Annotated in this window: 28 protein-coding genes; 9 read left to right on the top strand and 19 right to left on the bottom strand. The window is 35.4% G+C overall.

Annotated features, from left to right (window positions below; all coding sequences use genetic code 11):
• Nucleotides 1-16: 16 nt before the first annotated feature.
• From AEQSU_RS13050 to AEQSU_RS13030, 5 genes are all read right to left on the bottom strand, one after another.
• Nucleotides 17-565 carry a type 1 glutamine amidotransferase domain-containing protein gene (locus tag AEQSU_RS13050; protein ID WP_014783341.1) on the bottom strand — a complete coding sequence of 183 codons (549 nt, stop codon included), beginning with the start codon at nt 563-565 and terminating at the stop codon, nt 17-19.
• A gap of 123 nt (nt 566-688) precedes the next feature.
• The gene (locus AEQSU_RS13045; protein ID WP_014783340.1) at nt 689-1,639 is read right to left on the bottom strand and encodes a YihY/virulence factor BrkB family protein; all 951 of its coding nucleotides are present in this window, start codon (nt 1,637-1,639) and stop codon (nt 689-691) included.
• Nucleotides 1,636-2,151: a DinB family protein gene (locus AEQSU_RS13040; protein ID WP_014783339.1), complete on the bottom strand. Its 516-nt coding sequence runs from the start codon at nt 2,149-2,151 to the stop codon at nt 1,636-1,638. The genes AEQSU_RS13045 and AEQSU_RS13040 overlap by 4 nt, the downstream gene beginning before the upstream one ends.
• A gap of 72 nt (nt 2,152-2,223) precedes the next feature.
• Nucleotides 2,224-2,703, bottom strand: a complete 480-nt coding sequence (locus AEQSU_RS13035; RefSeq protein ID WP_014783338.1) for an Lrp/AsnC family transcriptional regulator — start codon at nt 2,701-2,703, stop codon at nt 2,224-2,226.
• Nucleotides 2,704-2,755: 52 nt separating this feature from the next.
• A complete protein-coding gene (locus AEQSU_RS13030; protein WP_014783337.1) occupies nt 2,756-3,901 on the bottom strand; it encodes a M14 family zinc carboxypeptidase in 1,146 nt (381 codons plus the stop codon).
• A 292-nt stretch (nt 3,902-4,193) separates the two neighbouring features.
• Here AEQSU_RS13030 and AEQSU_RS13025 point away from each other — a divergent pair, with 292 nt between their 5' ends.
• Both AEQSU_RS13025 and AEQSU_RS13020 read left to right on the top strand, forming a co-directional pair.
• Nucleotides 4,194-4,634: a helix-turn-helix domain-containing protein gene (locus AEQSU_RS13025; protein WP_014783336.1), complete on the top strand. Its 441-nt coding sequence runs from the start codon at nt 4,194-4,196 to the stop codon at nt 4,632-4,634.
• Nucleotides 4,635-4,676: 42 nt separating this feature from the next.
• The gene (locus tag AEQSU_RS13020) at nt 4,677-5,051 is read left to right on the top strand and encodes a hypothetical protein (RefSeq protein WP_014783335.1); all 375 of its coding nucleotides are present in this window, start codon (nt 4,677-4,679) and stop codon (nt 5,049-5,051) included.
• On the opposite strand, the gene mscL is transcribed toward AEQSU_RS13020, so the two are convergent.
• The 4 genes from mscL to lon form a co-directional block, all read right to left on the bottom strand.
• Nucleotides 5,048-5,476, bottom strand: a complete 429-nt coding sequence (gene mscL / locus AEQSU_RS13015) for a large-conductance mechanosensitive channel protein MscL (RefSeq protein ID WP_014783334.1) — start codon at nt 5,474-5,476, stop codon at nt 5,048-5,050. The genes AEQSU_RS13020 and mscL overlap by 4 nt on opposite strands.
• A 74-nt stretch (nt 5,477-5,550) precedes the next feature.
• Complete coding sequence (gene cmk / locus AEQSU_RS13010; RefSeq protein ID WP_014783333.1) at nt 5,551-6,246, bottom strand: (d)CMP kinase; 696 nt, start codon at nt 6,244-6,246, stop codon at nt 5,551-5,553.
• A complete protein-coding gene (porQ, locus tag AEQSU_RS13005; RefSeq protein WP_014783332.1) occupies nt 6,246-7,265 on the bottom strand; it encodes a type IX secretion system protein PorQ in 1,020 nt (339 codons plus the stop codon). The genes cmk and porQ overlap by 1 nt, the downstream gene beginning before the upstream one ends.
• 126 nt (nt 7,266-7,391) lie before the next feature.
• Nucleotides 7,392-9,842, bottom strand: coding sequence for an endopeptidase La (gene lon / locus AEQSU_RS13000; RefSeq protein ID WP_014783331.1), 2,451 nt, complete (start codon nt 9,840-9,842; stop codon nt 7,392-7,394).
• A gap of 233 nt (nt 9,843-10,075) precedes the next feature.
• Here lon and AEQSU_RS12995 point away from each other — a divergent pair, with 233 nt between their 5' ends.
• Entirely contained in the window at nt 10,076-10,810 is a 735-nt protein-coding gene (locus AEQSU_RS12995; RefSeq protein WP_014783330.1) for a head GIN domain-containing protein, read from the top strand.
• Nucleotides 10,811-10,885: 75 nt separating this feature from the next.
• Here the strand turns inward: AEQSU_RS12995 and AEQSU_RS12990 are convergent, their stop codons facing one another.
• The 3 genes from AEQSU_RS12990 to AEQSU_RS12980 all read right to left on the bottom strand — a co-directional run bounded on the left by AEQSU_RS12990 (nt 10,886) and on the right by AEQSU_RS12980 (nt 14,553).
• Nucleotides 10,886-12,283 carry a DUF6252 domain-containing protein gene (locus tag AEQSU_RS12990; RefSeq protein WP_042492039.1) on the bottom strand — a complete coding sequence of 466 codons (1,398 nt, stop codon included), beginning with the start codon at nt 12,281-12,283 and terminating at the stop codon, nt 10,886-10,888.
• Between the two features lie 49 nt (nt 12,284-12,332).
• Nucleotides 12,333-13,652 carry an MFS transporter gene (locus tag AEQSU_RS12985; protein ID WP_014783328.1) on the bottom strand — a complete coding sequence of 440 codons (1,320 nt, stop codon included), beginning with the start codon at nt 13,650-13,652 and terminating at the stop codon, nt 12,333-12,335.
• 82 nt (nt 13,653-13,734) lie between these two features.
• Nucleotides 13,735-14,553, bottom strand: a complete 819-nt coding sequence (locus AEQSU_RS12980) for a M48 family metallopeptidase (protein ID WP_014783327.1) — start codon at nt 14,551-14,553, stop codon at nt 13,735-13,737.
• A 224-nt stretch (nt 14,554-14,777) separates the two neighbouring features.
• Here AEQSU_RS12980 and AEQSU_RS12975 point away from each other — a divergent pair, with 224 nt between their 5' ends.
• From AEQSU_RS12975 to lpdA, 4 genes are all read left to right on the top strand, one after another.
• Nucleotides 14,778-15,305: a hypothetical protein gene (locus AEQSU_RS12975; RefSeq protein WP_014783326.1), complete on the top strand. Its 528-nt coding sequence runs from the start codon at nt 14,778-14,780 to the stop codon at nt 15,303-15,305.
• Nucleotide 15,306: 1 nt separating this feature from the next.
• Nucleotides 15,307-15,795 (top strand): peptide-methionine (R)-S-oxide reductase MsrB, encoded by a 489-nt coding sequence (gene msrB, locus AEQSU_RS12970; RefSeq protein WP_014783325.1) that lies wholly within the window; start codon nt 15,307-15,309, stop codon nt 15,793-15,795.
• Entirely contained in the window at nt 15,785-16,189 is a 405-nt protein-coding gene (msrB, locus tag AEQSU_RS12965; RefSeq protein ID WP_014783324.1) for a peptide-methionine (R)-S-oxide reductase MsrB, read from the top strand. Before msrB (AEQSU_RS12970) ends, msrB (AEQSU_RS12965) begins: the two co-directional genes overlap by 11 nt.
• A gap of 245 nt (nt 16,190-16,434) precedes the next feature.
• Nucleotides 16,435-17,811, top strand: coding sequence for a dihydrolipoyl dehydrogenase (gene lpdA / locus AEQSU_RS12960; protein WP_014783323.1), 1,377 nt, complete (start codon nt 16,435-16,437; stop codon nt 17,809-17,811).
• Between the two features lie 122 nt (nt 17,812-17,933).
• On the opposite strand, the gene aroQ is transcribed toward lpdA, so the two are convergent.
• From aroQ to AEQSU_RS12925, 7 genes are all read right to left on the bottom strand, one after another.
• Nucleotides 17,934-18,350 carry a type II 3-dehydroquinate dehydratase gene (aroQ, locus tag AEQSU_RS12955; protein ID WP_014783322.1) on the bottom strand — a complete coding sequence of 139 codons (417 nt, stop codon included), beginning with the start codon at nt 18,348-18,350 and terminating at the stop codon, nt 17,934-17,936.
• A gap of 40 nt (nt 18,351-18,390) precedes the next feature.
• On the bottom strand, nt 18,391-18,978 hold the full coding sequence (locus tag AEQSU_RS12950) for an outer membrane beta-barrel protein (protein WP_014783321.1): 588 nt from the start codon (nt 18,976-18,978) through the stop codon (nt 18,391-18,393).
• Between the two features lie 83 nt (nt 18,979-19,061).
• Nucleotides 19,062-19,709, bottom strand: coding sequence for a porin family protein (locus tag AEQSU_RS12945; protein WP_014783320.1), 648 nt, complete (start codon nt 19,707-19,709; stop codon nt 19,062-19,064).
• Nucleotides 19,710-19,830: 121 nt separating this feature from the next.
• Nucleotides 19,831-20,568 carry a hypothetical protein gene (locus AEQSU_RS12940; RefSeq protein ID WP_014783319.1) on the bottom strand — a complete coding sequence of 246 codons (738 nt, stop codon included), beginning with the start codon at nt 20,566-20,568 and terminating at the stop codon, nt 19,831-19,833.
• Nucleotides 20,569-20,713: 145 nt separating this feature from the next.
• The gene (locus AEQSU_RS12935; RefSeq protein ID WP_014783318.1) at nt 20,714-21,319 is read right to left on the bottom strand and encodes a porin family protein; all 606 of its coding nucleotides are present in this window, start codon (nt 21,317-21,319) and stop codon (nt 20,714-20,716) included.
• Between the two features lie 397 nt (nt 21,320-21,716).
• Entirely contained in the window at nt 21,717-22,376 is a 660-nt protein-coding gene (locus AEQSU_RS12930) for a porin family protein (protein WP_014783317.1), read from the bottom strand.
• Nucleotides 22,377-22,517: 141 nt separating this feature from the next.
• Nucleotides 22,518-23,066 (bottom strand): porin family protein, encoded by a 549-nt coding sequence (locus AEQSU_RS12925; RefSeq protein WP_014783316.1) that lies wholly within the window; start codon nt 23,064-23,066, stop codon nt 22,518-22,520.
• 109 nt (nt 23,067-23,175) lie between these two features.
• Between AEQSU_RS12925 and xerD the strand changes: the two genes are divergently transcribed.
• Together xerD and AEQSU_RS12915 are read left to right on the top strand one after the other, a co-directional pair.
• Nucleotides 23,176-24,072 carry a site-specific tyrosine recombinase XerD gene (gene xerD, locus AEQSU_RS12920; RefSeq protein ID WP_014783315.1) on the top strand — a complete coding sequence of 299 codons (897 nt, stop codon included), beginning with the start codon at nt 23,176-23,178 and terminating at the stop codon, nt 24,070-24,072.
• 207 nt (nt 24,073-24,279) lie between these two features.
• Nucleotides 24,280-25,227 (top strand): aldo/keto reductase, encoded by a 948-nt coding sequence (locus tag AEQSU_RS12915; RefSeq protein ID WP_014783314.1) that lies wholly within the window; start codon nt 24,280-24,282, stop codon nt 25,225-25,227.
• The last annotated feature ends 65 nt before the right edge of the window (nt 25,228-25,292 follow it).

Below are 25,292 nucleotides of genomic sequence, written 5' to 3'. Positions count from 1 at the left end.
AAATTTCTGATTGCTTTTACGCGTGTTGAAGATCGTGCTTACCTTCTTTAATTTCCTCAATCAATTTTGAATTGAAAGCAGGCAAATCGTTGGGGTTTCTACTGGTTACAAAACCTTCGTCCACAACAACCTCTTCATCTACCCAGTTTGCTCCAGCATTAATCAAATCATCTTTGATAGAACTAAACGAAGTCATTTTTCTTCCTTTAACAACACCAGCAGAAATAAGGGTTTGTGGTCCGTGGCAAATAGCCGCAACTGGTTTCTTTTGTTCGAAAAAATCTTGAACAAACTTTAAAGCATGTTTATTACGTCTCAATTTATCAGGGTTTATAACTCCTCCTGGCAAAACCAAAGCATTATAATCTGCGACCTTTGCGTTTTCAATGGTATTGGTTACAGAATATTCCTTTCCCCAATTTCCATCAGCCCAAGCCTTAATCTTTCCTTCTTTTTCACTTATAATGTCAACGGTAAAGCCTTCCTTTTCCATCGCTTCTTTAGGCGATTTTAATTCAGATTCTTCAAATCCGTCTGTAGCTAAAATTGCAATTCTCTTATTCATATCCATAATCTTTTTCATTTTTAATTAAACAATTATTTTTATTAAAGATAAGAAGCGTTAACTGGTTAATCAATCTTAGGATATTAATCTTTTACTAATCTTTGTTAATAAATCATAAGGATTTTAATTATTCTCTAAGGTCTGAGCTTTTTTTTTATCCTCTTCAATTTTTCGTTTGAATTCGCGAAGCTTTTCCATTTCAAGCTCGTAGGAAAGTGTAGCATTGTCAGTTGGTTCAATTTTTATATTTCTATGTAGCGCCCAATTCACAGTAAATTCGGCTCCGAAGAATAAAATAAGACAGGTATAATAAACCCACAGCAAAACTAAAACTACACTTCCAGCCGCTCCGTAAACAGAAGCTGGATCTGATTTGGCAAAGTAAAATCCAATTAAATATTTACCTCCCAAAAAAAGCAAGGAAGTCATAAAAGCTCCTATAAGGTTGGTTTTCCACTTTATCTTCACATCTGGAAGCAGTGTAAAAATAGCTGCAAACAGTGCCGTGATAAAAATTTGAGAAATTATAAAATTGAATACTTCAATTAAATTGGAAGAAAGTTCGCTGTAATAATTTCCTAAAAACTCACTCAAAGCATTAATTGCACTGCTAAGTACAAGCGAGATGAGCATTAAAAGTCCAATAATCAAAACCATTCCGAAAGAAACCGCTCTTCGTTTTAAAGTATCTATTATGTTATTTTTCTTTGAACGCACGCTCCATATATTATTTAATGCCCTTTGAAGCTGAAAGAACACTCCTGTAGCACCGAAAATCAGAATACCAACACCAAATATTACAAATAATACGGAGCTCTCAGAGAGCGCCGAATTGATTATCATAGCTTGAATCAAATCTGCGCTTCCTTCGCCAATCAATCCGCTTATTTCGCCAGTTATTCTACCTTGTACGGCTTCTCTTCCAAAAAATACACCAGCAAAATGCACAATAATTATAAGTAATGATGGCAAAGAAAAAAGTGCGTAATATGCAATTATGGCACTTTTAGCCCAAGGATCGTTTTTATCCCAACTTAAATAGGTTTCCTTTAAAAGTTTTAAAAATTTCATCATAAATAGCGTTCCGTTATAATATTACAATGATGTTTTTCATGACCACAAATAATAAATCCTGCAGCTCGCGTGGACATATTGCTGCCGTTTGCTTGACCAATTTGCATTAATTGGTTTGTATTAAAATTTTTGAAAAGACTCAAAGTCGCATTTCGCACTGCTAAATAATTTTGAAGAAGCTCATCCACTGTTTTGTTATTAGCGAAGGCATTTTCAGCAAATATATTTTCATCAAAACCCTTTAACTCGGCGTTGTTGCTACGCGCAAAATATAATGCTCTATATCCGAAAACTCTTTCTGTATCTGAGATGTGCATCAAAATATCTTTAGGAGTCCACTTATTTGGAGCATATTGAAAGTTCCATTTATCCTCTGGAATATTTTCAAAAAAAGATTGAGTACTTGACATTCCATTTTTAAAAGCGTCTAACAAATCAATGTTATCTACCAAGTCAATGTACCGTTTGTAAAAAGGGTTGTACTCTAGAGGTGCAAGATCTGATGATTTCATATTATTTTTTACGAAAGATAAAAAAAACCTTTGCTGGAAGGCAAAGGCTTTAGTATAAAGTTGTGTGAAATATTATATTTCTTTAAAAATAGAGTGCAATAATCGTTTTTTATCATTGATGCTTTCTTCCATAGAAATCATAGTCTCGGTGCGACTAACACCTTCAATGTCATCAATTTGATAAATAATATCCTTCGCGTGAGCAGTATCGCTTGCTCTAATTTTACAAAAAATATTGAACTTTCCAGTGGTTACGTGTGCAACGGTCACAAAAGGAATGTGGCTTAAACGTTCCAAAACAAATTGGGTCTGTGAAGTTTTAAAAATGAAAATCCCCACATAAGCGATAAAGGAATATCCCAATTTTTTATAATCAACTTGAAGTGAAGAACCAGTAATGATACCGGCCTCTTCCATCTTTTTAACGCGAACGTGAACTGTACCCGCAGAAATCTCCAACTGTTTCGCAATATCAGTAAATGGAATTCGTGTGTTGTCGATTAATAAATCGAGAATTTTATGATCTGTGTCGTCTAATTTAAATTTCGGCATAATTATCTTTTTTTTGCAAATTTATAAAGTTCTAATTTATTAAAGAACTAAATTATTGAAAATATAGTATCGAATTGTTCGATTTATCAATAATTTCTGAAATATTTGCGCCAACTGTTAAATTATCTTGCGAATTTGTTAAAATTTCAGTTCCCTTAATATTTTTCTCTAAGTGTCCGAAGCTATCTTTTAAATCTCCAATTTCTTGTATTATGGCTTCAAAATCAATTCTATCATTTTTCAAAACTTCTTCATATTGAATTGCAATAGAAACCAATTTTTCATGATTCTGTAATTTTACATTTCTAAGGATAAAATCATTGTAATTCTTCAGGTTTTCGGGAATATCGAAATACTCCTCATAATTAATTGAGGCCTCATTTTCATCAATAATATCAAACAAAGAAAGTAAGGAATAGAAAATAAACTCGCGGGTTTTTTCGCGTTGATAATCTTGCTTAAAATGACCCGCTTCAAACAATATAGTTGAAACACCAGATTTCTGAAAAGTATCGCCAACACAGGCATCATTGAAACTATCATCATATCTTCCCACCTCTTCTGGAATAAACTTTTGAAGAGTAGCATTCATTTTCACAATGTGTTTCATTGCAATCTTTCGGGAATCTGTCACAGTCCGTTCTTTATCCGCCGCTGGTGCCAGAAAAGAAACAGTTGCCGGCTTACCGTCCTTAAAACCGTAAATAGAGCGTTGGTCGTGCAGATTGAGGCAGAGTGAAGGTTTAAGTGTTTCAAAAGCATTCCGAAGGCATTGGCTTTCCTTTTGAGATAAATTTTTCGCATCGCGATTCAAATCTATCTCGTTTGCATTTTCGCGTGTATAAAGCTTTGCGCCATCTGGATTAAGAATCGGAAACACATAAAAGGTGTATTTATTAAGAAATCGGTCAATTTCTTTCTGAAAATGTTGCTTCTGACTAACAAACTTTAAAAAATCAAAAAGCGCTTTGGTAGTTGTAGATTCATTTCCGTGCATTTGGGACCAACCCAGAATGATTTCAGAACCGCTGCCAATTTTAATTAATGGAATGTCTAAACCATTTTCTGAAAGACCAGGAACGGAAATTTCATAATTCAATTTATACATATCTAACAATGGATAAATGTGCTGCATGGTGATGTATCTACCACTCAATCTAAATTCAAAATGGTCTTGATACCAACTGTCTATTTTCATATTTAAATTTGAAGTTTACAAAGTTAAACAATGCTTAGTTTACAATTGTAAACACCGAAATCTCATTAAGTTGATTACAATGGTAAACAGAATTGAAAGTTTTGATCCCTGCGATATTAACAAATGTTATCAATTTAGATAATCACATATTAAATAATTAATAATTAGATATATAAATAGTTTTACATAAAGCTATAAAGCAATTAAAAATCAAATAAATATTGTATTTCATCTATGATAATCTAAAATAATTTACATTTGTAACCGTTATACAATAACTAATAAAGTTACAATGGTAAACAGTGCGGATTTTGTAAAGAGGCTTGAAAAAATATTAGATTACTACGGTATTACGGCTACTGCTTTTGCCGAAAAAATAGATTTTAACAGATCAACTATTTCACATTTATTATCCGGAAGAAATAAACCAAGCTTAGAATTTGTGTTGAAATTGCTTCAGAAATTTCCTGAAGTAGAATTAAATTGGCTGCTTTTTGGAAAGGGCTCCTTCCCTATTATTTCGGAATCGAAACCTGTTGAAGTTCCAACGAAGCAAGAATTTCCTAATAGTGAAGTAAATTCACCTGATCTTTTTTCAGAAACTACAAATTCCGAAAGACAGAAAAATAATTCTGAGCAGGAGAAAGTTATTCAAATGAATAAAAACGGAAAAGAAATTGAAAAGATTGTCATTTTTTACCAAGACAGCAGCTTTAATGTTTACCAAAATTGAACGGTTTCGGTTATTTTTCGGAAATTCGCATAAAAATTTAAAATGCGTTTTTATTTACTTTTATTGAGCCTTCTTGTTTTGAGCAGTTGTTATGAAAGCGAGCGTAATTGCGCCGATTTTAGAACCGGAACCTTTGAATTTGAGGCTCTTTCGGGCACAGAAGTCTTCAAAACGACCATTATACGCAACGATTCTATCGAAGTTGACTACTTTGATGGCAAAAGCGATACTTCTTCAATACGATGGATTAATGATTGCGAATATGTTTTGGAAAAATTAAACCCAAAAAATCAGGCTGAAAAAAATGCTATTCTCATTAAGATTCTTACAACTAAAAATGATACTTATACTTTCGAGTTTAGTCAAGTAGGAAAGGTCAAAACCAGCAAAGCAACGGCCAAAAAGGTTAAACCCTAACTTTTTTTACTCTTCATAAGCGCATTTTGTTCTTCCATCAATTTTTCTATATTGGAGAGCAACTGAATGTTCTTTGGCGTTTCTACTGTTTTATCGTGAGGGTCTTCAGACTTTTTCTTAAATCTGTTAATGAATTTTATTACCATAAAAATGGTGAAAGCGATTATGAAGAAATCAATCAAAACTTCCATTAATTCACCATAACCAACCGCAACTTCATCCGCAGAATCTGTGGCAGTTCGAAGAATATATTTTTTGTTTGAAAGGTTTACACCGTCGGTAAGTAACGAAAGCGGGGGCATTACAATTTTTTTGACCAGTGTACTGATAACATTATTGAAAGCGGTACCAATAACAATACCCACCGCCATATCGATCATGTTTCCTTTTATGGCGAAATTTTTAAACTCTTGAAAAAAGCTCATTTTTTAAAAATTTATTTGAAAGTTCAAGTATAGAAAAGATTTGAGAGAAAAAGAAGTGTGGATAAAGGAGTTTTTTAAATTCGCCTTGCAATGCGGTCTTTTGCCAATTGTAGAACGGTATGAAATTGGTCGTCAAGATTCATATCAGAGTTATCAATTTCAATGGCGCCATCGGCTTTTCGTAATGGCGAATCTTCTCTTGTAGTGTCAATATGGTCTCTATCTTCAATATTTTTGAGAACATCATTAAAACTTACTGTTTCGCCACGTTCCACAAGCTCCTTATAACGTCTTTGAGCGCGTTCTGGAGCGGAAGCATTCATAAAGATTTTTAGTTCAGCGTTCGGGAAAACTACGGTGCCAATGTCGCGGCCATCCATCACCACACCTTTTTCCAAGCCCAATTGTTGCTGCTGCGCTACCAATTTTACACGTACTTCGTGAATAGTTGCAATGGGACTCACAAATTCAGAAACGTCAAGATTGCGGATTTCATTTTCCACATCTTTTCCGTTTAAAAAGATGTGGGCTTTGTTCCAAGCTTCTTCTTTTATAAATTTCAAATGAATTGAAGGAAGTGATTCTTTTAATTTTTCGACATCAAAATTTTCTTTTGAAATGATGCCATTCTGCATTGAATAAAGCGTTACAGCGCGATACATTGCGCCGCTATCCACATAAACATAACCCAAATAATCAGCGAGTTGTTTTGCTACAGTACTTTTTCCTGTAGAGGAATATCCGTCAATGGCAATTGTAATTTTTCGCATTACTGTAAGTCAATATTTAGTCCAAAAAAGCTGGATGTGGCAGCAGAACTATATTTTGAATAGGAATAGCTCAACCTCAATTTATTCAATTTAATAGCAAAACCTGCGCTTATTCCCGCAAATGTGCGTCTATCAACAATGCGCAATTCCTCGCCTCTTCTAAAATTATATCCCAAACGGATATTGAAGCCGCTCTCAGGGAAAAGCTCAATACCAGCAATCATATGCCTAAAGGTTTGATCTACGAATGTTATTTTCTCTTGCGTGGTTTCTCCTTCTAAATTAGTATCAGCACGAGCGGGGTTTGCGAATGCTATGTTCCATTGCTGCATATTTTCTAAGGTGAAATGCCAACGAATTGGAATGTTTTCAAGCGTTTGTGAAATTCCGAAAATCATTTCAAAAGGCAGCGGTTCGTATTCTTCGTGATAAGGAGTGAATTGCGTTCCAATATTTCTTGCAACACCTGTTATTTGAAGATCCCAATCTTCGTAAACATACATAAGCCCAATATCCAAAGCACCTCCAAAGGAAGAATAATTCTCTAATGTTGAAGAAATTAGTTTCACATTAACACCTACGTGAAAGTTCGTAAATGCAATATTTCTGGCATGACCGAATGATATGGCTACTTCACCCCCACTGAAGCTACTGGTTGGGTTTCCCAATTCATCATAACCGTCAAATTTTCCGTAATTAACGTAGGTTGCACCCATGTGTAAAACTTGGGTTCTTCGGTCCCAAAGATAGGCGTATGCTGCGGTTCCATAGTTTACGTCACCGATATAGTTTGTGTAGTTTAGTGAAAGTTGGTTATCCATTTCTGGATTTATACTTGCTGGATTGAATAGCCCTTGAGTTGGGTCATAATCATAGTTTGTAACCACTTTTCCACCCAAAGCTGCCATTCTTGGACTGTTTACCAAGTTGAGGAATTGATAGGTTGTCCTGCCTCCTATCTGCGCTAGCAAAAGCTGAGATAAAAGGAGTGAAACAACTAAAAAAACCTTTTGGGTCATAGACGCGAGTTACCGTAACTAAAAACTAAACGAATGCAAGTATAATTTATTTTTGCAAGGGAAAGAAATGATTAATATATAATTGTTTTAATCAATTATATATTAATCATTTTAAGTAGCTACGGTTTATAGCTTCTTTGCATTTTTCACCTTTTCCTTAGTTAACGCTAAGTCGAGAACATCGCTCATATCTTTCACATAATGAAACGTCAACCCTTTTAAATACTCAGGTTTTATTTCTTGAATATCTGATCTATTGTCTTCACAAAGTAAAATTTCCTTGATGCGGGCACGTTTTGCCGCTAGTATTTTTTCCTTAATTCCTCCTACTGGCAATACTTTTCCACGAAGTGTAATTTCTCCAGTCATTGCGATGGATTTCTTCACTTTTCTTTGTGTGAAAAGCGAAACCAACGAAGTTAGCATCGTTATCCCAGCACTTGGTCCATCTTTTGGAGTTGCACCTTCTGGCACGTGAATATGTACGTTATAGTTTTCAAAAATGTCTGGATTGATCCCAAGTTTATCGGCATTGGATTTTATGTATTCTAAAGCAATTGTGGCAGATTCCTTCATAACCTTTCCAAGGTTTCCGGTCATGTTTAATGTTCCTTTTCCTTTGGAAAGTGTAGATTCTATAAAAAGAATATCGCCGCCAACCCTTGTCCACGCTAAACCTGTTACAACTCCAGCTACATCATTATTTTCATATTTATCACGTTCCATTTTTGGAGCGCCCAAAACTTCAACAACAATTTCATTGATTACCTTTATCTCGTATTCTTCTTCCATTGCAATTTTCATGGCTGCATAACGAACCATTTTTGCAATCTGTTTTTCTAGTCCACGAACGCCGCTTTCACGGGTATATCCTTCCACAATTTTTTCTAGTTGTGGTTTGGCAATTTTCAACGCGTCCTTGTCCATTCCGTGTTCTTTCAACTGTTTTGGAAGTAAATGACGTTTGGCAATTTCCACTTTTTCTTCGATGGTGTAACCTGTTACGTGTATGATTTCCATCCTATCGCGCAATGCTGGTTGAATGGTGCTCAAACTGTTTGAAGTAGCAATAAACATCACTTTGGAAAGGTCATAACCAAGTTCCAAGAAGTTGTCGTAAAATGAATTATTCTGCTCTGGATCCAATACTTCAAGCATTGCTGAAGAAGGATCGCCTTGATTACTTGCTGAAATTTTATCAATTTCATCCAAAACAAAAACTGGATTGCTGGTTCCAGCTTTTTTAATGCTTTGAACAATTCGTCCAGGCATTGCGCCAATATATGTTTTTCTGTGTCCTCGAATTTCGGCTTCATCACGAAGACCACCTAAGCTCATACGAACATATTTTCTGCCTAAAGCTTCTGCGACCGATTTTCCCAAAGAAGTTTTTCCAACTCCTGGAGGTCCGTAAAGACAAAGTATTGGCGACTTCATATCGTTTCGAAGCTTCAAAACAGCCAAATATTCTATGATTCGTTTTTTAACGTCATCAAGTCCATAATGGTCGCGATCCAAAACTTTTCTAGCGCGTTTTAAGTCGAATTTATCTTTACTGTATTTATCCCATGGTAAATCTAAAATGAGTTCTAGATAGTTTCTTTGTATGCTAAACTCCGCAACTTGCGGGTTCATACGCTTCATTTTAGAAAGTTCCTTCTGAAAATGTTTGTCAACTTCCTTGCTCCATTTTTTCTTCTTGGAACGTTCGTGCATTTCTTCAATTTCTTCCTCCATAGAAGATCCGCCCAGCTCTTCCTGAATGGTTTTCATTTGCTGTTGAAGAAAATACTCGCGTTGTTGCTGGTTGATATCGCTCTGAACCTTACTCTGAATATCATTCCGAAGCGAAAGCTTTTGGATTTCCATATTCATATATTTAAGGGTTTCCAGTGCGCGATCCTTCAAATTATTTATTTCAAGAAGCACTTGTTTTTGTTCCACTTCGATATTTAAGTTTGAAGAGACAAAATTTATAAGAAAGCTAGGACTTTCAATATTCTTGATGGCAAAAGCCGCTTCCGAAGGAATATTTGGGCTTTGTTTAATTATCTGCAGCGCCATTTCCTTAATAGAATCTATTATAGCCTTAAACTCGTCGCTTTCCTTTTCTGGACGGGCTTCGGCTACTTCGCGGATAGTCGCGGTCATGTATGGATTGGTCGTTAAAACTTCCGCAACCTCAAAACGCTTTTTTCCTTGAATGATTACCGTAGTATTTCCATCGGGCATTTTTAAAACACGGAGAATTTTGGCAACGGTTCCAATGGTATTTATATCTCCAATGCCTGGCTCCTCTTCATTTTCGTCCTTTTGCGAAACTACGCCAATAACCTTATTGCCTTTATTGGTTTCGTTTATAAGCTTTATTGATTTGTCGCGACCTGCTGTAATCGGGATTACAACTCCAGGAAAAAGAACCGTGTTTCTAAGCGGTAAAATTGGAAGAATTTCTGGAAGTTCTTCATTGTGCATTGCATCTTCGTCTTCAGCAGACATAAGTGGTATGAATTCTGCATCTTCGTTTATATCCTGAAATGACAACTTGTCTATTGAAGTAAATTTTGAATTGGCCATATATTGTTTTAGGACATTGTGTCACTAGTATTTAGTGCACATTGTCTAATTTTTAAAATGTTTTTAATCTATTTATGAAAGAGCGCTGAACATCAAACGTTTTACAGTCTCTTTTCTAGTATAATTCAAGAGTTGTGCCATTTTCCATTATTTTTTTCTTTGGAAAGTGTAACATAGCGATTGAAATTCAGTCTTTAAAAGAAATAAGTATCTTTAACTAAAATAAAAAAAACATGAAAATACTAGCTCAAATTTCGTTAACAACGGCACTTTTCTTTGTTGTGAGTCTTCAAATGAATGCACAAGACAATAAAAGCGTTTCCATTGTTGGAAGCGGAAATGTAATAACAAAAACGGTAACAACTCAACCATACAAAAAGATTAACGTGTCTGGCTCCATGGATGTATATCTGGAAAAAGGAACTGAAGGAACTATTTCAGTAACTGCCGAAGACAATGTGCAAGAAAGAATAGTTGTGGAATCTAATGGTGAAACGTTGACTATTACGATGAAAAATAATACATCACTTCAGAATACAAAAAAGATAAAAATTACGGTTCCCTTTAAAGAACTTTCAGCAATTGTTTTAAGAGGTTCTGGAGATATTAAAGGAAAAGACAAAATTGAAACTAAGTCTTTAGCCTTAAGTATACAAGGTTCAGGAGATATTGAACTTTCTATTGAAACTGGCACTCTAAGCGCCGAAATAAGAGGGTCTGGCGATATTGAATTAAAAGGAAAAGCAACCGCTGTTGAAGTAAGCACCAGAGGAAGTGGCGATTTTGAAGGAGCGGAATTAATTTCAGATAAAGCTCAAATCGCTATCAAAGGTTCTGGAGATACATCCATTCAAGTAAACAACAGTTTGAGCGGTGAGATTCAAGGTTCGGGAAGTATTCTTTATGGCGGTAATCCTTCTTCAAACCAAGTTAGCGTAAGAGGTTCAGGGCAGGTAAAACCAATGTAATTACTGACTTATTGCAAACAAAAAAGCCGTCTTTGTTAAATTCAAAGACGGCTTTTTTGTATTTTATATTATTTATTACGGAAGCACAATTAAAAACTCCCCAGCCGTAATTTGATAAATGGTTGGATCTTGGCCTGAACCATCTTTACCAGTAAAGGTGAAAGTTCCTTCAATTAAACCAGCCTGAAGGTCATAATTAGTGATTACCAAGCTTCCAGGATTTGAAATATAAGTGATAGAAGTGCCAACAACTGGAGTGTAGGTCGCAACAACTTCATCGCCATCAACAACTTCAGTTCCCATAGCATAAGTGCCCTCAGTAACCGTTAATGGGAATGAAAGAACCATACTCTTTTTACCTTTTGTTGTAGTAATTGTAAGTCTTGGGAATTGGTTTACAACAGAAGTTTCCACAACAATTTCGTTTGGAGTATATGTCGCTCCATCAACACTGGCAGTAAATGAATTGTTTGCTCCAGGAACGCCTTCAAAATAGGCTGTTAATTTTCCAGCTGTAACTTCTACAACGTCCGGCAATTGATTTATTGGGTCTGTTCCTGTAAACTTGAAAGTAGCTTTAAGGACTCCTGCTTCAAGATCAAATTCAGTAATAGTTATTGTTCCTGGATCTGAGGTAAGATTTTCAGCTCCTGCTCCTGCATTGTAAACCGCAATCAGTTTTGTTCCATCAGAAATACGAACCATATCAAAAGCACCTACACCTAAAGAACGTGGCACGTCAATACGCATAAGCTGTCCTTCTAAAGTTTTGGCTTCAATTTTTATCATATGCACATCACCTACCATAGGTTCTGTAACTATAATATTATCCGCAATAAAATCTACGCCGTCCACTTTGGCGAAAAATTCGTTTTCAGGGTCATCACCGCCACCGCCGCCGCCGGTATCTTCTAGTGTATATGGTATTGAGTTAAATGCGCCACTTGAAATTTGTATTTTTTCAGTAACTGGTTTGCCGTTTCCGTCAAGAATTGGGTTTCCATCGCTATCAAGTTTGTTGCGAAAACCAACAAAACTAAAAGTTCCTGTCACCGTTTTTGCCGTGGCGTCTAAAGCTGAAATGTTCATTAATCCAAATCCTCCTAAAGCATCTGCTGAAACATAAGGAAGCTCATTTGTTGAACCATCAAAATAGAGACCTCCATTTTTATTGGTTAAACCACGAGTTAAGTTGAAAGAACCAACTCCTGGATCCAAAACTTCTAGGGTTACAATCTCGCCTCCGGGTTTTATGCCTGAAATCACCAATTTCTCATCGCCAAATAAGGTAGCCTCAACAGAATTTGCTATAAATTCTTGGCCATCAATTTGGGCTATAAATTGTCCTTCTTCGGCATTGTTCTGATCTTCTTCTTGTGGAAATTCTCCCGTTAGCGGTTCGTTGCTACAGGAAAAAAATTGAAAGGCTATAAATGCTAAAAGCATTCCTTTCAAAAGATACATTTTCTTCATAAAAAAAGTAGTTTGATAGGTAATAAACGCAAACTTAAACAAAAATTGTTTAATGAATTTTATTTCTTGGTACTCTTAACAACAAAAATACGCCCGAAATAAAAAACAAAACGAGAAACAATATAGAGTTACGCATACTTCCTGTTATTTGATCGATAAATCCATAAATCAACATTCCTATAACAATCCCAATCTTTTCGGCAACGTCATAGAAGCTGAAATAGGATGTGGTGTCTTTCGTCTCAGGTAAAAATTTTGAATAGGTTGAACGCGAAAGCGACTGTATACCACCCATAACCAAGCCTACAAATCCGGCGGTTATATAAAACTGAATTGGCGATTCTATAAAAAACGCGACTACGCAAATTATCACCCAAATTATATTTATAACAATTAGAACAGGAATGTTTCCAAACTTTTCTGAAGCGCGAGAGGTTAAAATAGCGCCCAAAACCGCAACTATTTGAATAATCAAGATGCTACCAATAAGTCCGAATAATTTCGCACTACCCTCGCCCCAAGCAATTTCCTCTTCGGCAAAGTAGGTTGCAACTAACATCACGGTTTGCACAGCCATACTATAAACGAAGAAAGCTCCCAAGTATCTTTTAAGTTGAATATTTTCTGAAAGTGAATTGTAAACTTTTTTCAATTCTCGAAAACCGTTCAATAGTATTTTTGCACTTACTTTTTTGTCGCTTTTGTTTCCCTTCGGTAGAAAATAAAAAGAATACTGACTAAAGAGAATCCACCAAACACCCACGGAGACAAAAGACCATCGCATTGCTTGCATACTGGCTCCTTCTTCTTCGCCAAAACCAAAATATTGAGGAAACATTATCATTCCCAAATTGAATAATAACAAAACAACACTTCCAATATATCCCAAAGAATAGCCTTTAGCGCTCAATCTGTCTTGCTGTTTTGGGAAAGCAACGTCTGGCAAATATGAATTATAGAAAACAAGACTTCCCCAAAAACCTATCAGTCCAAAAAAGTAAAAAAGAAGACTGATATGTATATTCTCAATGCTGAAAAAATAAAGTCCCATACAAGACAGCGCGCCCAAATAGCAGAAAAATTTCATAAAATTCTTCTTATTGCCCACATAATCTGCAATACCAGAAAGCAATGGCGAAATAATTGCAACTAATAAAAAAGCAGCTGCTGTTGTATAGCTTATTAAAGGAGTGCTACGAATATTTCCACCTAAGATGGAAACTGTAGTAATATCTGCAGATTTAAAAAGCGCTTGATAATATATAGGAAAGATTGCAGAAGCAATCACCAAACTATAAACAGAATTCGCCCAATCATAAAAAGCCCACGCATTTAGCAGTTTTTTACTTCCTTTAGGTAAGTTGGGCATATTAGGCTTTTAGTTTTTGAAGCCACTAATCTAATAAAAAATCCCGCACGAAGCGGGATTTTGAAAATTTATGTATTTTCTTTTATCTCTTAAAAGTAGTAACTCCAAATTTTCTAGCTTCTGCTTTTGCTTCTGGTGCCCAAGCTCTAATATTTTGAATTCTTGTAGCGCTAGAAGGGTGTGTGCTTAAAATTTCTGGTGGTGCATTACCGTTTTCTTGGGCTTGCATACGCTCCCATAATTCTGCTGAAACAGCAGGTTCATATCCAGCAATAGCCATTAAAATTAAACCAATATGGTCTGCTTCTGTTTCGTGACTTCTACTGAAAGGTAACATTACACCCAAATTCGATCCTAAACCGTAAGCAGTATTAAAAATTTGAGCATTTTCTGAATTTGCAGTCGCAATTCCAACTCCAACTGCGCCAAGCTGCTGTAGTTGTCCAGCACTCATACGCTGTTGTCCGTGGTTTGCAAGAGCGTGAGCAACCTCGTGCCCCATAACGGCTGCCAAACCTGCTTCGTCTTTGGTGATTGGCAAAATACCTGTATAAACTACAATTTTTCCTCCGGGCATACACCAAGCGTTCACATCTTTGCTATCTACTAGATTGTACTCCCAACGATAGTCCGTTAAGTAGCCTGCATAACCATTGGCTGTTAAATATCTTTCTGCAGCTGCTGCAATTTTTTGGCCTACATTTTTAACCATATTGGCATCTGCAGTTCCTTTTACAACTTTATTTTCAGATAAAAACTGATTATATTGCTGAAAAGCCATAGGTAAAATCTGCGAATTTGGAACTAACGCCAACGTCTGTTTCCCTGTAAAAGGGTTAGTACTACAAGCAACTACCATTGCTCCTAATAATAATATTGATAATGATTTTTTAAATTTCATAAGTATGGTTTTGTTTAAATGTTAAAATTAGATATATATAATTTAGAATACTATTAAAATTATTCTAAAATTGAGTTTTTCAAAAATTGTTCCACAAACTTCAAACTTTAATGTTTCTTTAATAGCGATATGCGTTTGAAGCCTTTAATTTTATAGCCTATAAAAAATTTGGAACGACTTTTGTAAACTTCACATTAAATTTAATCCTTAAAACACTTATAATTATGAAAAACATACTTCTCTTTTTAGCGCTGTCAACAACAGTTTTATTTACTTCTTGTGAAGGTGATCCAGGGCCTCCGGGACTTGACGGATCAGCTTTGTTGGGGCAGGTTTTTGAAACAACTGTTAATTTTCAATACAATTCTGATACAAATAATTTCTCTAGCTCCTATATAGCTTTCCCTTTCACAGTTTACGAAAGTGATGTAGTTTTAATGTATCGTTATGAAGGTCAGGCAGATATAGGTGGAGGACAAACTGCAGATGTTTGGAGCCCATTACCACAGAATATATTTTACAACAACGGAGATATACTTCAATACATTTTCACGAACACGTTCGTAGATGTGCAAATGCTAATTGAAGGTAACTTTGATCTTTCTACTTTGAACGATCCTACTGTTACAAACAATCAAATATTTAGAGTTGCAGTGGTTCCAGCAGAATTTGCAAAAACCAATCCTTCAATGAAGCAAGTGCTTGAAATGATGCAAGTAGACAGCTCTCAAATTGAAAAAATAGAACTTTAATATGAAAATTTTAAGCTCAATTATTGTTTTAAGTGCTTTGTTTTTCAGTTGCAATTCTCCTGCGCAGAAAAGTAAAGCCACAAATCAAGAAACATTTAAGATAACTAAAACCGATGCGGAATGGAAAGCACAACTTTCCTCTGAAGCATACAGTGTACTTCGTCACGAAGGCACCGAACGTGCTTTTACGAGCGAGTTGAATGATAATCACAAAGCTGGAACATACGTTTGTGCAGGCTGTGGCACTCCTGTGTTTGAAAGTAAACACAAGTTTGATAGCGGCACGGGCTGGCCAAGTTTTGACCGAGCTGTGGAAGGAAACGTTTCCTTTTCAACAGACAGAAAATTGGGTTATACTCGCACCGAAGAACATTGCGCAACTTGTGGCGGGCATTTGGGACACGTTTTTAACGACGGACCAGAAACCACAGGAAAAAGACACTGTATTAATGGAGTTGCACTAAACTTTAAACCAGAAAATGGAAAATAAAAATAAATATCCAATAAACAAACCTGAAGCCGAATGGCGAGAGGAATTAGGCGAAAAACGCTACCATATTCTTCGTGAAAAAGGAACTGAATTTCCCCGAACAGGAGAATACAATCTCACTTTTGAAGATGGAACTTATGCTTGCGGCGCTTGCCACACTCCGCTTTTTGAAAGTAACAGCAAATTTGAAAGCAGCTGTGGCTGGCCTTCTTTTGACGATGCCATTGAAGGTGCCGTTGAATATATAAAGGACACAACCCACGGAATGATGCGAACAGAAATACTCTGCTCCAACTGCGGAAGCCACTTGGGTCACGTTTTTAATGACGGACCAACGGAAACGGGACAACGTTTTTGTATCAACTCGCTTTCGTTGGATTTTCAAAAACAATAAATTCCAAATTTCAAGCACCAAATTCCAAATAAATAACAAATCTCAAAAATCAAATTCCAAAGGGTAGTCCTTTGGAATTTTTTTTATTTTTTTTTGGAATTTTTTTGGGTTTTGGAATTTGTTATTTGGTGCTTTATATTTTCATTTTTGGACTTTATTTGGAATTTGGAGTTTGTTATTTGGAATTTTTCCCTTTGTATTTCGTAATTTCGTACTTCCAAAAAAATCGAACTTAAACACAAATAATGAGCAAATACGACGTAATAGTTTTAGGAAGTGGTCCAGGAGGATATGTAACTGCCATAAGGGCTTCACAATTAGGTTTAAAGACCGCCATTGTTGAAAAAGAAAGCCTTGGAGGCGTTTGTCTAAACTGGGGATGTATTCCCACAAAAGCACTTTTAAAGAGCGCACAGGTTTTTGATTACCTAAAACACGCAGATAGTTACGGCCTTATCGTAAAAGATTTTGATAAAGACTTTGGAAAAGTTGTGGAACGCAGCCGTGGCGTTGCTGAAGGAATGAGCAAAGGCGTTCAGTTTTTGTTGAAGAAAAATAAAATTGACGTAATCAATGGCTTCGGAAAAATTAAACCTGGAAAAAAAGTTGATGTTGGTGGAAAGGAATATTCCGCAGACCATATAATCATTGCAACTGGCGCGCGTTCTCGCGAATTGCCAAACCTAAAACAAGACGGTAAAAAAGTGATTGGCTACCGCGAAGCAATGAGCCTAAAAACCCAACCAAAAAGTATGATTGTTGTAGGTAGCGGCGCTATTGGCGTTGAGTTTGCACATTTCTACAATTCTATGGGAACTGAAGTTACTATTGTTGAATTTTTACCAAATCTTGTTCCTTTGGAAGACGAAGATGTTTCAAAACAATTTGAGCGCTCTTTCAAAAAAGCTGGGATTAAAGTTATGACGAATTCTTCCGTAGAAAAATTAGACACTTCCGGAAAACTCGTGAAAGCTACCGTAAAAACTGCAAAAGGCGAAGAAACCTTAGAAGCTGAAGTTGTTCTTTCCGCAGTTGGAATCATCACAAACATTGAAAATATTGGCCTTGAAGATGTTGGTATTGTAACCGATAAAGGCAAAGTTATGGTAAACGATTGGTACCAAACTAATATTCCCGGCTACTACGCCATTGGCGATATTACACCTGGTCCTGCCCTAGCCCACGTTGCTTCCGCCGAAGGAATTACCTGTGTTGAAAAAATTGCAGGCGTTCACGTTGAACCAATTGACTACGGAAACATTCCGGGTTGTACATACGCTTCACCTGAAATTGCAAGCGTTGGTATGACTGAAAAGCAAGCCAAAGAAGCTGGTTATGAACTAAAAGTTGGAAAGTTCCCCTTTTCTGCTAGCGGAAAAGCAAGTGCTTCAGGCGAAAAAGATGGCTTTGTAAAAGTAATTTTCGATGCTAAATACGGCGAATGGTTAGGTTGCCATATGATTGGTGCTGGCGTAACAGATATGATTGCTGAAGCTGTTTTAGGAAGAAAACTTGAAACCACAGGTCACGAAGTGCTAAAAACAATCCACCCGCACCCTACAATGAGTGAAGCCGTTATGGAAGCCGTTGCGGATGCTTACGGGGAAGTTATTCACCTTTAGTCGGTAGTTGGTAGACGGTAGACTTTAGTTGAGATTTGAGATAAAATTGAAAAAACCGCACTTAATTGTCGCGGTTTTTTTATGTCCATGCTTTTTACCAACTACCGACTAAAGACTACCAACTACGTCAAAAAACTCTGCAAAGCCAATTCATAACTCTGCAAGCCAAAACCAACGATCACTCCTTTTGCATTTGGAGAAATGTAGCTTTTATGTCTAAAAGTTTCTCTTGAAAAAGTGTTGGAAATATGTACTTCTACAACGGGAGTTTCTATAGCTTTAACAGCGTCTGCAATGCCTATGGAAGTATGTGTGTATGCGGCGGCGTTTAGGATTATACCATCATATTTATAACCTACTTCTTGAATTTTATCTATCAATTCGCCTTCAATGTTGGATTGAAAATAGGAAACTTCTTGGTTTGCATATTTCTTCTGCAACTTTTCAAAAAAGTCGTTAAATGTTTCGTTGCCGTAGATATTATTTTCCCGTCTGCCAAGTAGATTTAAGTTTGGTCCGTTGATGATTATTATTTTCATAATTCAAATATATTATTTTAAATTGAAAGTATTATTTCATTTAAAAAAACCAACCTGCACCAATCATCAGCGCACTTTCATTTACGTTTTCTGCATAGTCTGGCGTTGTAAAAGCATACATTCCTTTTAGACTTACAAAAATCTTGATTGGTGTAGTATATTGAAAACCAACAACTCCAGCAAATTCAGGACTTTCGCCTGTGGTACTGCTTGATGATCCGTTGGTTCCCGTGCTGTATGATGCACTAAAAGAAAGATCTAAACCCAATCTTGGACCTGCAAGAATGCTAAGATTATCTGTAATTGCATAATTCGCGTAAACAGGAATCACTATATATACCACAGAATTTCTAAAAAGTGCGTCATTATTTTCTTTTCTAATAGTTCTAACCTCCCTAAGCTGCAAAGTTGCTTCTGGTTGTAATGCAAACTTTTCAGAAAAAGAAATTTTGAATGCCGCACCTACAGAAGGTCTTAAAGTGTAGTCATATTTTATGTCACTGTCCTTTGCAGTGTTTGCAAAAGGAAACTCAACAGCAATCACAGGGCTAACTTCAAATTTTTTTGTTTGGGCTATTGATACAGTTGAAAATAAAAAAAGTAAAAAATAAAGTAGTTTCGTTTTCATTGTATTTTTTTGAAGATTGCAAATATAGAAAATAAAAAAAGCAGGAACATTGCTCCTGCTTTTAAAAATAATTTTCAATGATTTTAGAAGGAATATCCTGCTGAAACTTGAAAAACGTTGTTATGCTGTTTATAAGAGTAATCGAATCCAGGAATTGGATCTTCACCATCATACAATTCAAATTCACTATCCTGATTTATCTTTGTGATTCCTTTATTAAATCTCAAACTGAAGAATAATCCATTATTCAAACGATAACTTGCGCCTATCCCTATTGCAACGTCGAGTGAATTAAATGCATCTTTATTATCCACCTCAAAATCACCATCTTCATCTTTACCTTTGTATTTTGAGCTAACAAGAACACCAATCTGAGGGCCTAGTTCCACGCTCAAACCTTCAATAATGTAATATTTCGCCATAATAGGAACATTTATATAACTCAATAATAATTTTTCTTCATAATCTCCTAAATCAATTCCCAAGTAATTTCCGTATTTAGCACCTTGTGAAGAATACAGAAGTTCAGGTTGAATAGCAAATTTTCCCATTAGTGGGATTTCCACTAAACCACCTAAATGAAAACCAACAAGTGGATCCAAGCCATCAACATAATCACCCCCAATGGAAGCAATGTTAACACCTCCTTTAAAACCAATTCTAAATTCTTGAGATTGCGCAGTTGTAAATGCAAATAATGCGACTGCAGTAAAAAGTAAAAATTTTTTCATAATAAAGAGTTTTTAAGATTAGTGTTTTAAAAATAGGTAAAACTTCCCAATGGGACAAATTAACCTTAAAAGAAAAACCACAGAGATTTTCCTTTTCTTAATAAAATTTAATGCGTATATGTTATAATTTAATCCCAATTGTCAAGTTTAAATAACTGATTTTGGATTTGATTGAATATTTATGGTGCGTTTCAAGGATTGGATTGTCAGAAACAAAATCTCTTTCGTATTTTATTTTTGCATTACCAGTATCTATGTAATTTAAAGATAAAATGAATTTATTATTAAGAAGTATTCCTCCACCAATACGCAAGCCGAGTGTAGTCCTAGCATCATAAGTCTTGGTTTGTTCCCCAACTTTAAAAGTTACTTCTTGATCTGTTATTTTCAAAATGTTTGCTACAATACCAAAATTCCCAAACAATCCAATCTTTTCATTGAAATTATGGGTATAGTTTAATCCTGTGGACACAGGAATACTGAAGTATTTTTGATAAGTTATATACTCCTTTTCAATTTCATATTTAGCCAGATGATCCTTTTCAAAATTTTCTTTGTAATCCGCTTTTGTCCCGTTATAGTTGATTCCTGCACCAATAAATACTCCTATTCCATTTTTCAACAAAGGTAAAATGTAATCGAAATTGACTGCAATTCCAGTTCCTGCGGCAAGAGCTTTATTGTCCAAAGGATAGTTATAATCATAATCAACGCTATCAGCACCAAAATCTGACATTGGAAAAGAAGGACCAACGCTGATTATAAAACCACCTGTACTCTTAGGAATTGTGTCGGCTTCCTGACCATAGAAATTTTGAACGATACATGCAAAAGCGGCAAAAAATAGTAGTTTTCTCAATTGTTTCAACTTTAATGTTAAGATTACAAATAAACGAAACACTACTCAACTTTACAATGATAGTATATCCGTTTTCTGAAAAATTATAATAAGAAAAGCCGCACATTGCTGTACGGCTTTAATAATTCTTGATGTTTCTGTTTCATTAAAAAGTATATCCAGCTGAAACTTGAAAAACGTTACTTTGGTTTTTATTGGAATAAGTAACTCCATCATCAATATATTCTTCATTTACGTTTAGCAATCCTTTATTGTAACGTAAACTAAAGAAAACGCCCATATTTAAGCGGTAAGAAGCGCCTATTCCAAAAGCAGCGTCAAATGATTTATAGTTGTCTTTTTTTACATATTTATCTTCGTTTACAGAAACTAGCACTCCAAATACAGGTCCAGCTTCAGCGCTTAAACCTTCAAGTATATAATACTTTGCCAACACAGGAACTCTAATATAGTCCAGTTTTAAAGCGGTATCTCCAGTACCAAAGCTCCAATCTGAGCCTTCAGATGAATAGAGAATTTCTGGTTGAAGTGCAAATTTTCCCATCAATGGAATTTCTGCAAGACCTCCAATGTGAAAACTTCGTCTGGAGCCAAAACTACTCACTCCACTAATTCCTCCTCCATAATAGCCGCTATCACCCCCCAATGATGCAACGTTCAATCCAATTTTGGCACCCAGTCGAAATTCTTGAGATTGTGCGGTTGTAAACGCAAATAATAATACTGCTGTAAAAAGTAAAAGATTTTTCATATTAATTAAGTTTTTAAAATGTTACGACATTATTGTCAGTTCAAAAATACCTAGAACCGCTCCTACACTTTTATAAGGTATGTAACAGAAACTATTACATATGTAACCGAAGTATAATTTTAGAGCGAGTTAAGAATATAATTTTTCTTGACTAATATCCTACAAACCTATGTTTCATAGTGGATTAAAACAATAAGCAATTAGTATTTAGCAGCTTTGGGTTAGAATTTAGCTATACAATATGACTTTACATATTTCTTTGAAATAGCTAGAATTCAAAATGTGAAATATGAAGATAAATTGCAGTATGTCTTCAAAAGGAAAGATAAAAAAGCAGTTTGAAAGCAATAGAAAAGCAGGGAGATTTTCCCTGCTTAGTGATGTATCTAAAATTTATTTAGAAAGAATATCCTGTCGAAATTTGAAAAACATTATTTTGGTTCTTGTATGAATAACTAGGATAGCCATCACCACTGCCATCGCCACCATAAGGAATAGGCTTATAGTCATAATCAGAAATATCCATAAGACCTTTATTATACCTTAAACTGAAGAAAATACCATTGTTTAAACGATAACTTGCACTAACGCCAATTGCTACATCTAGGTCGGTATATTTATCCTTTGAATCAATATTGAAAGAACCTTCTTCATCGCTACCTTTATTATGTGCGGAAACTAGAATCCCTATTTGCGGGCCAAGTTCAACGCTCAAGCCTTTTATTATGTAATATTTTCCCATAATTGGTAAGTTTATATAATCTAGCACTACTTTTTCCTTATTATTCCACAACTGAATTCCGAAAAAAGTATCGTATTTAGATCCTTGAGAAGAGTATAAAAGTTCAGGTTGAACTGAAAATTTTCCAGCCAATGGAATTTCTACCAAACCTCCTAGATGAAAACCAGCAAGTGGATTTAAAGCTCCATAATAATCATCTCCAGCTATAGAACTGATGTTAACACCGCCTTTAAAGCCAATTCGAAATTCACTTTGAGCAGTTGTTGTTGTGAAAGTCAGCGTCGCAAGCGCAACAAAAAGAAATAATTTATTCATAATCAAAAAATATAGTTTAGGTTTTGCAAATAAAGAATAATTAAGGACTTCTTCCTAAGAGAAAAGTCATATTTGCAGAAATTTCGGCAACAAAAAAGCCATCTAAATTAGACGGCTTTCATAATCAATATATTAAGGTTTTTATAGGAAAGAATATCCTAAAGCTACAGAAAATACGTTGTTTTTACTTTTATCCTCTTTCAAGACGTCAGTAAAACCAATATTATACCGGGCGTCAAGTCGAATTCCAAATGGAAAATCATATCCAGCTCCCACAATTCCAGAAACATCACTTTTTTCAGCATTCTGCTCTAAAGAATGGACTCCAAAAGCATCTACGTAAATATCGTCATCCAAGATAAAACCAAACTGTGGCCCAACTTGAATATTCAAGCCCTGAAATACATAATATTTCAAAACAACTGGAATGTTAATATAGTTCAAGTCAAATTTACCATATTCAAACTCTGCTCCTTGTTGAGAATACAAGACATCAGCTTGAATACCGACCTTATCGGTAAACTTAATACCAGCAAAGACACCAGCTTGAAAGCCTGTTTTACTTGATAGATCCTTAACATCTGAAATATTTGAAAAGTTAACACCACCTTTAATTCCTAGATCAATTTCTTGCGAAAACGCGGTGGTTCCAATAAATAACGCAATAACTGCTACAATCAATTTATTCATAATTATAAATTTAGAGGTTTTAATTAAAACGCAAATATACCTTTAATGTTATATCTTAAAATAGTTTTAGATTTTTGTTAACTATTGTTTTTATTGGTAATATAGCAGAATGAAGTGGCTTCAAATTTTAAAGGATTACCAAAACTACCTTCGGTTGGAACGCGGACTTTCAGAGAATTCTATTATAAACTATTCTTTAGACGTGAAGAAATTGATGCGTTGGCTAGAAGATAATGAAATGGACATTTCTCCCATTTCTATTGCTGAAGAAACGCTGCAACAATTCATTTATGAAATTGCAAAAAAAGTAAATCCACGTTCGCAAAGCCGTGTTATTTCTGGGTTGAAAGGTTTTTTCAACTACCTAATTTTTGAAGATTACCGAAAAACAAATCCGCTAGAATTAATAGAATCTCCTAAACTTGGAAGAAAATTACCGGATACCTTAGCTGTTGAAGAAATAGACGCACTAATTAGCGCCATAGATTTGGGCTCAAAACAAGGCGAACGCAATCGCGCTATTCTTGAAACGCTGTATGGTTGTGGCCTCCGAGTTTCAGAACTTACAAATCTTAAAATTTCTGATCTCTACTTTGATGAAGGTTTTATAAAAGTAACTGGTAAAGGCGATAAACAACGCTTGGTTCCCATTGGCCCAACCACCGAAAAATACATTAATATTTATAGGAAGGAAATCCGCGTTCATCAAGAAATAGCCCAATTAGCAAAAGATACCGTTTTCTTGAACCGGCGAGGGAAACCACTAACGCGAGCAATGATTTTTACAATCGTAAAACGTTTAGCCGAAAAAGCTGGAATCCGAAAAACTATTAGTCCGCACACTTTTCGTCATTCCTTCGCCACCCATCTTTTGGAAAATGGAGCAGATCTTCGTGCTATTCAGCAAATGTTAGGACACGAAAGCATCACGACCACTGAAATCTACACACATATTGATAGAAAACATTTGGCAGAAGTAATCAATAGGTTCCACCCAAGGAAATAAGTTGGCAGCTTTCAGTAGCAGTATTTTTTTTAGAAATTTAAAAGTCAATGAGTTGTGATTCAATCTGCTTTTTTTGAAATCTAAATCTATACATCAATTCATCTACTTTGTTTTAACAGGTTAAATAAACGCTAAACCAGCAATTTTACTTTAGGAAACAAACATACTTTCGTATTTTCAGAACAAATTGAAACTAATAAAAAAACTATGAAAACATTAAAATTTAGTAATGGCGATACGATGCACACTATCGGTTTAGGAACTTGGAAAGCAACTGGCGATGAACTAAAGAAAGCAATTAAAGATGCTCTATATGCCGGTTATCGTCACATTGACACCGCCGCAACTTATGGAAATGAAGAATATATAGGCGAAGCACTTGCAGAAGTTTTTGCGGAAGGTAAAATATTTAGAGAAGACGTTTTTATCACATCGAAATTATGGAACGATTCCCACGCGGAAGGACAGGTAATTCCGGCTTTGGAAGAATCCCTTAAAAAATTGAAACTTGATTATTTGGATCTATATTTAATCCATTGGCCTGTAGCATTTAGAAATGGCGTGGATTTCCCTAAAAAACCAGATGATTATTTAACTCCTGACGAGGCTCCAATTATTGAAACTTGGAAGCAAATGGAAAATGCCAAAAATGATGGTCATGCAAAACATATTGGGGTTTCCAATTTCAGTGAGAAAAAGCTTAAAAAGCTAATATCTGAAGCTAATATCAAACCCGAAATGAATCAAATAGAATTGCATCCATTACTTCAGCAAGAAGATTTATTAGATTACTGCAATAGTGAGAATATTTTGGTTACAGCGTATTCACCGCTGGGTTCTGGTGACCGTTCAAAATCAATGAAAGCCGAGGACGAGCCTAATATGATGGATATAGATGTATTAAAAGAAATTGCCAGAGACCGCAGTGCAATTGTGCCTCAAGTATTAATTGCATGGCACAATCACAGAGGTTGCGCAGCTATTCCTAAATCTACAACTAAAGAGCATATAATCGCTAATTTTACGGCGGCAGATGTTTCTTTAACCGAAAGCGATATGAAAAAAATAGCGAAGCTTGATCGTAATTATAGGTATATAAGCGGCAAGTTTTTTGAAGAACCATCTAAAGGTTACGAGAATCTATATGATGAATAGATAATCTGTTTTCAGTTTTCAGTGTTCAGTGTTCAGTGTTCAGTAAAAATAAAAAAGTCGCAAAA

This window comes from Aequorivita sublithincola DSM 14238, assembly GCF_000265385.1.
GTDB classification, from domain to species: Bacteria; Bacteroidota; Bacteroidia; order Flavobacteriales; family Flavobacteriaceae; genus Aequorivita; species Aequorivita sublithincola.
The sequence above is the reverse complement of the archived record's forward strand: the minus strand, read 5'-3'. Positions and strand labels throughout refer to the sequence as shown.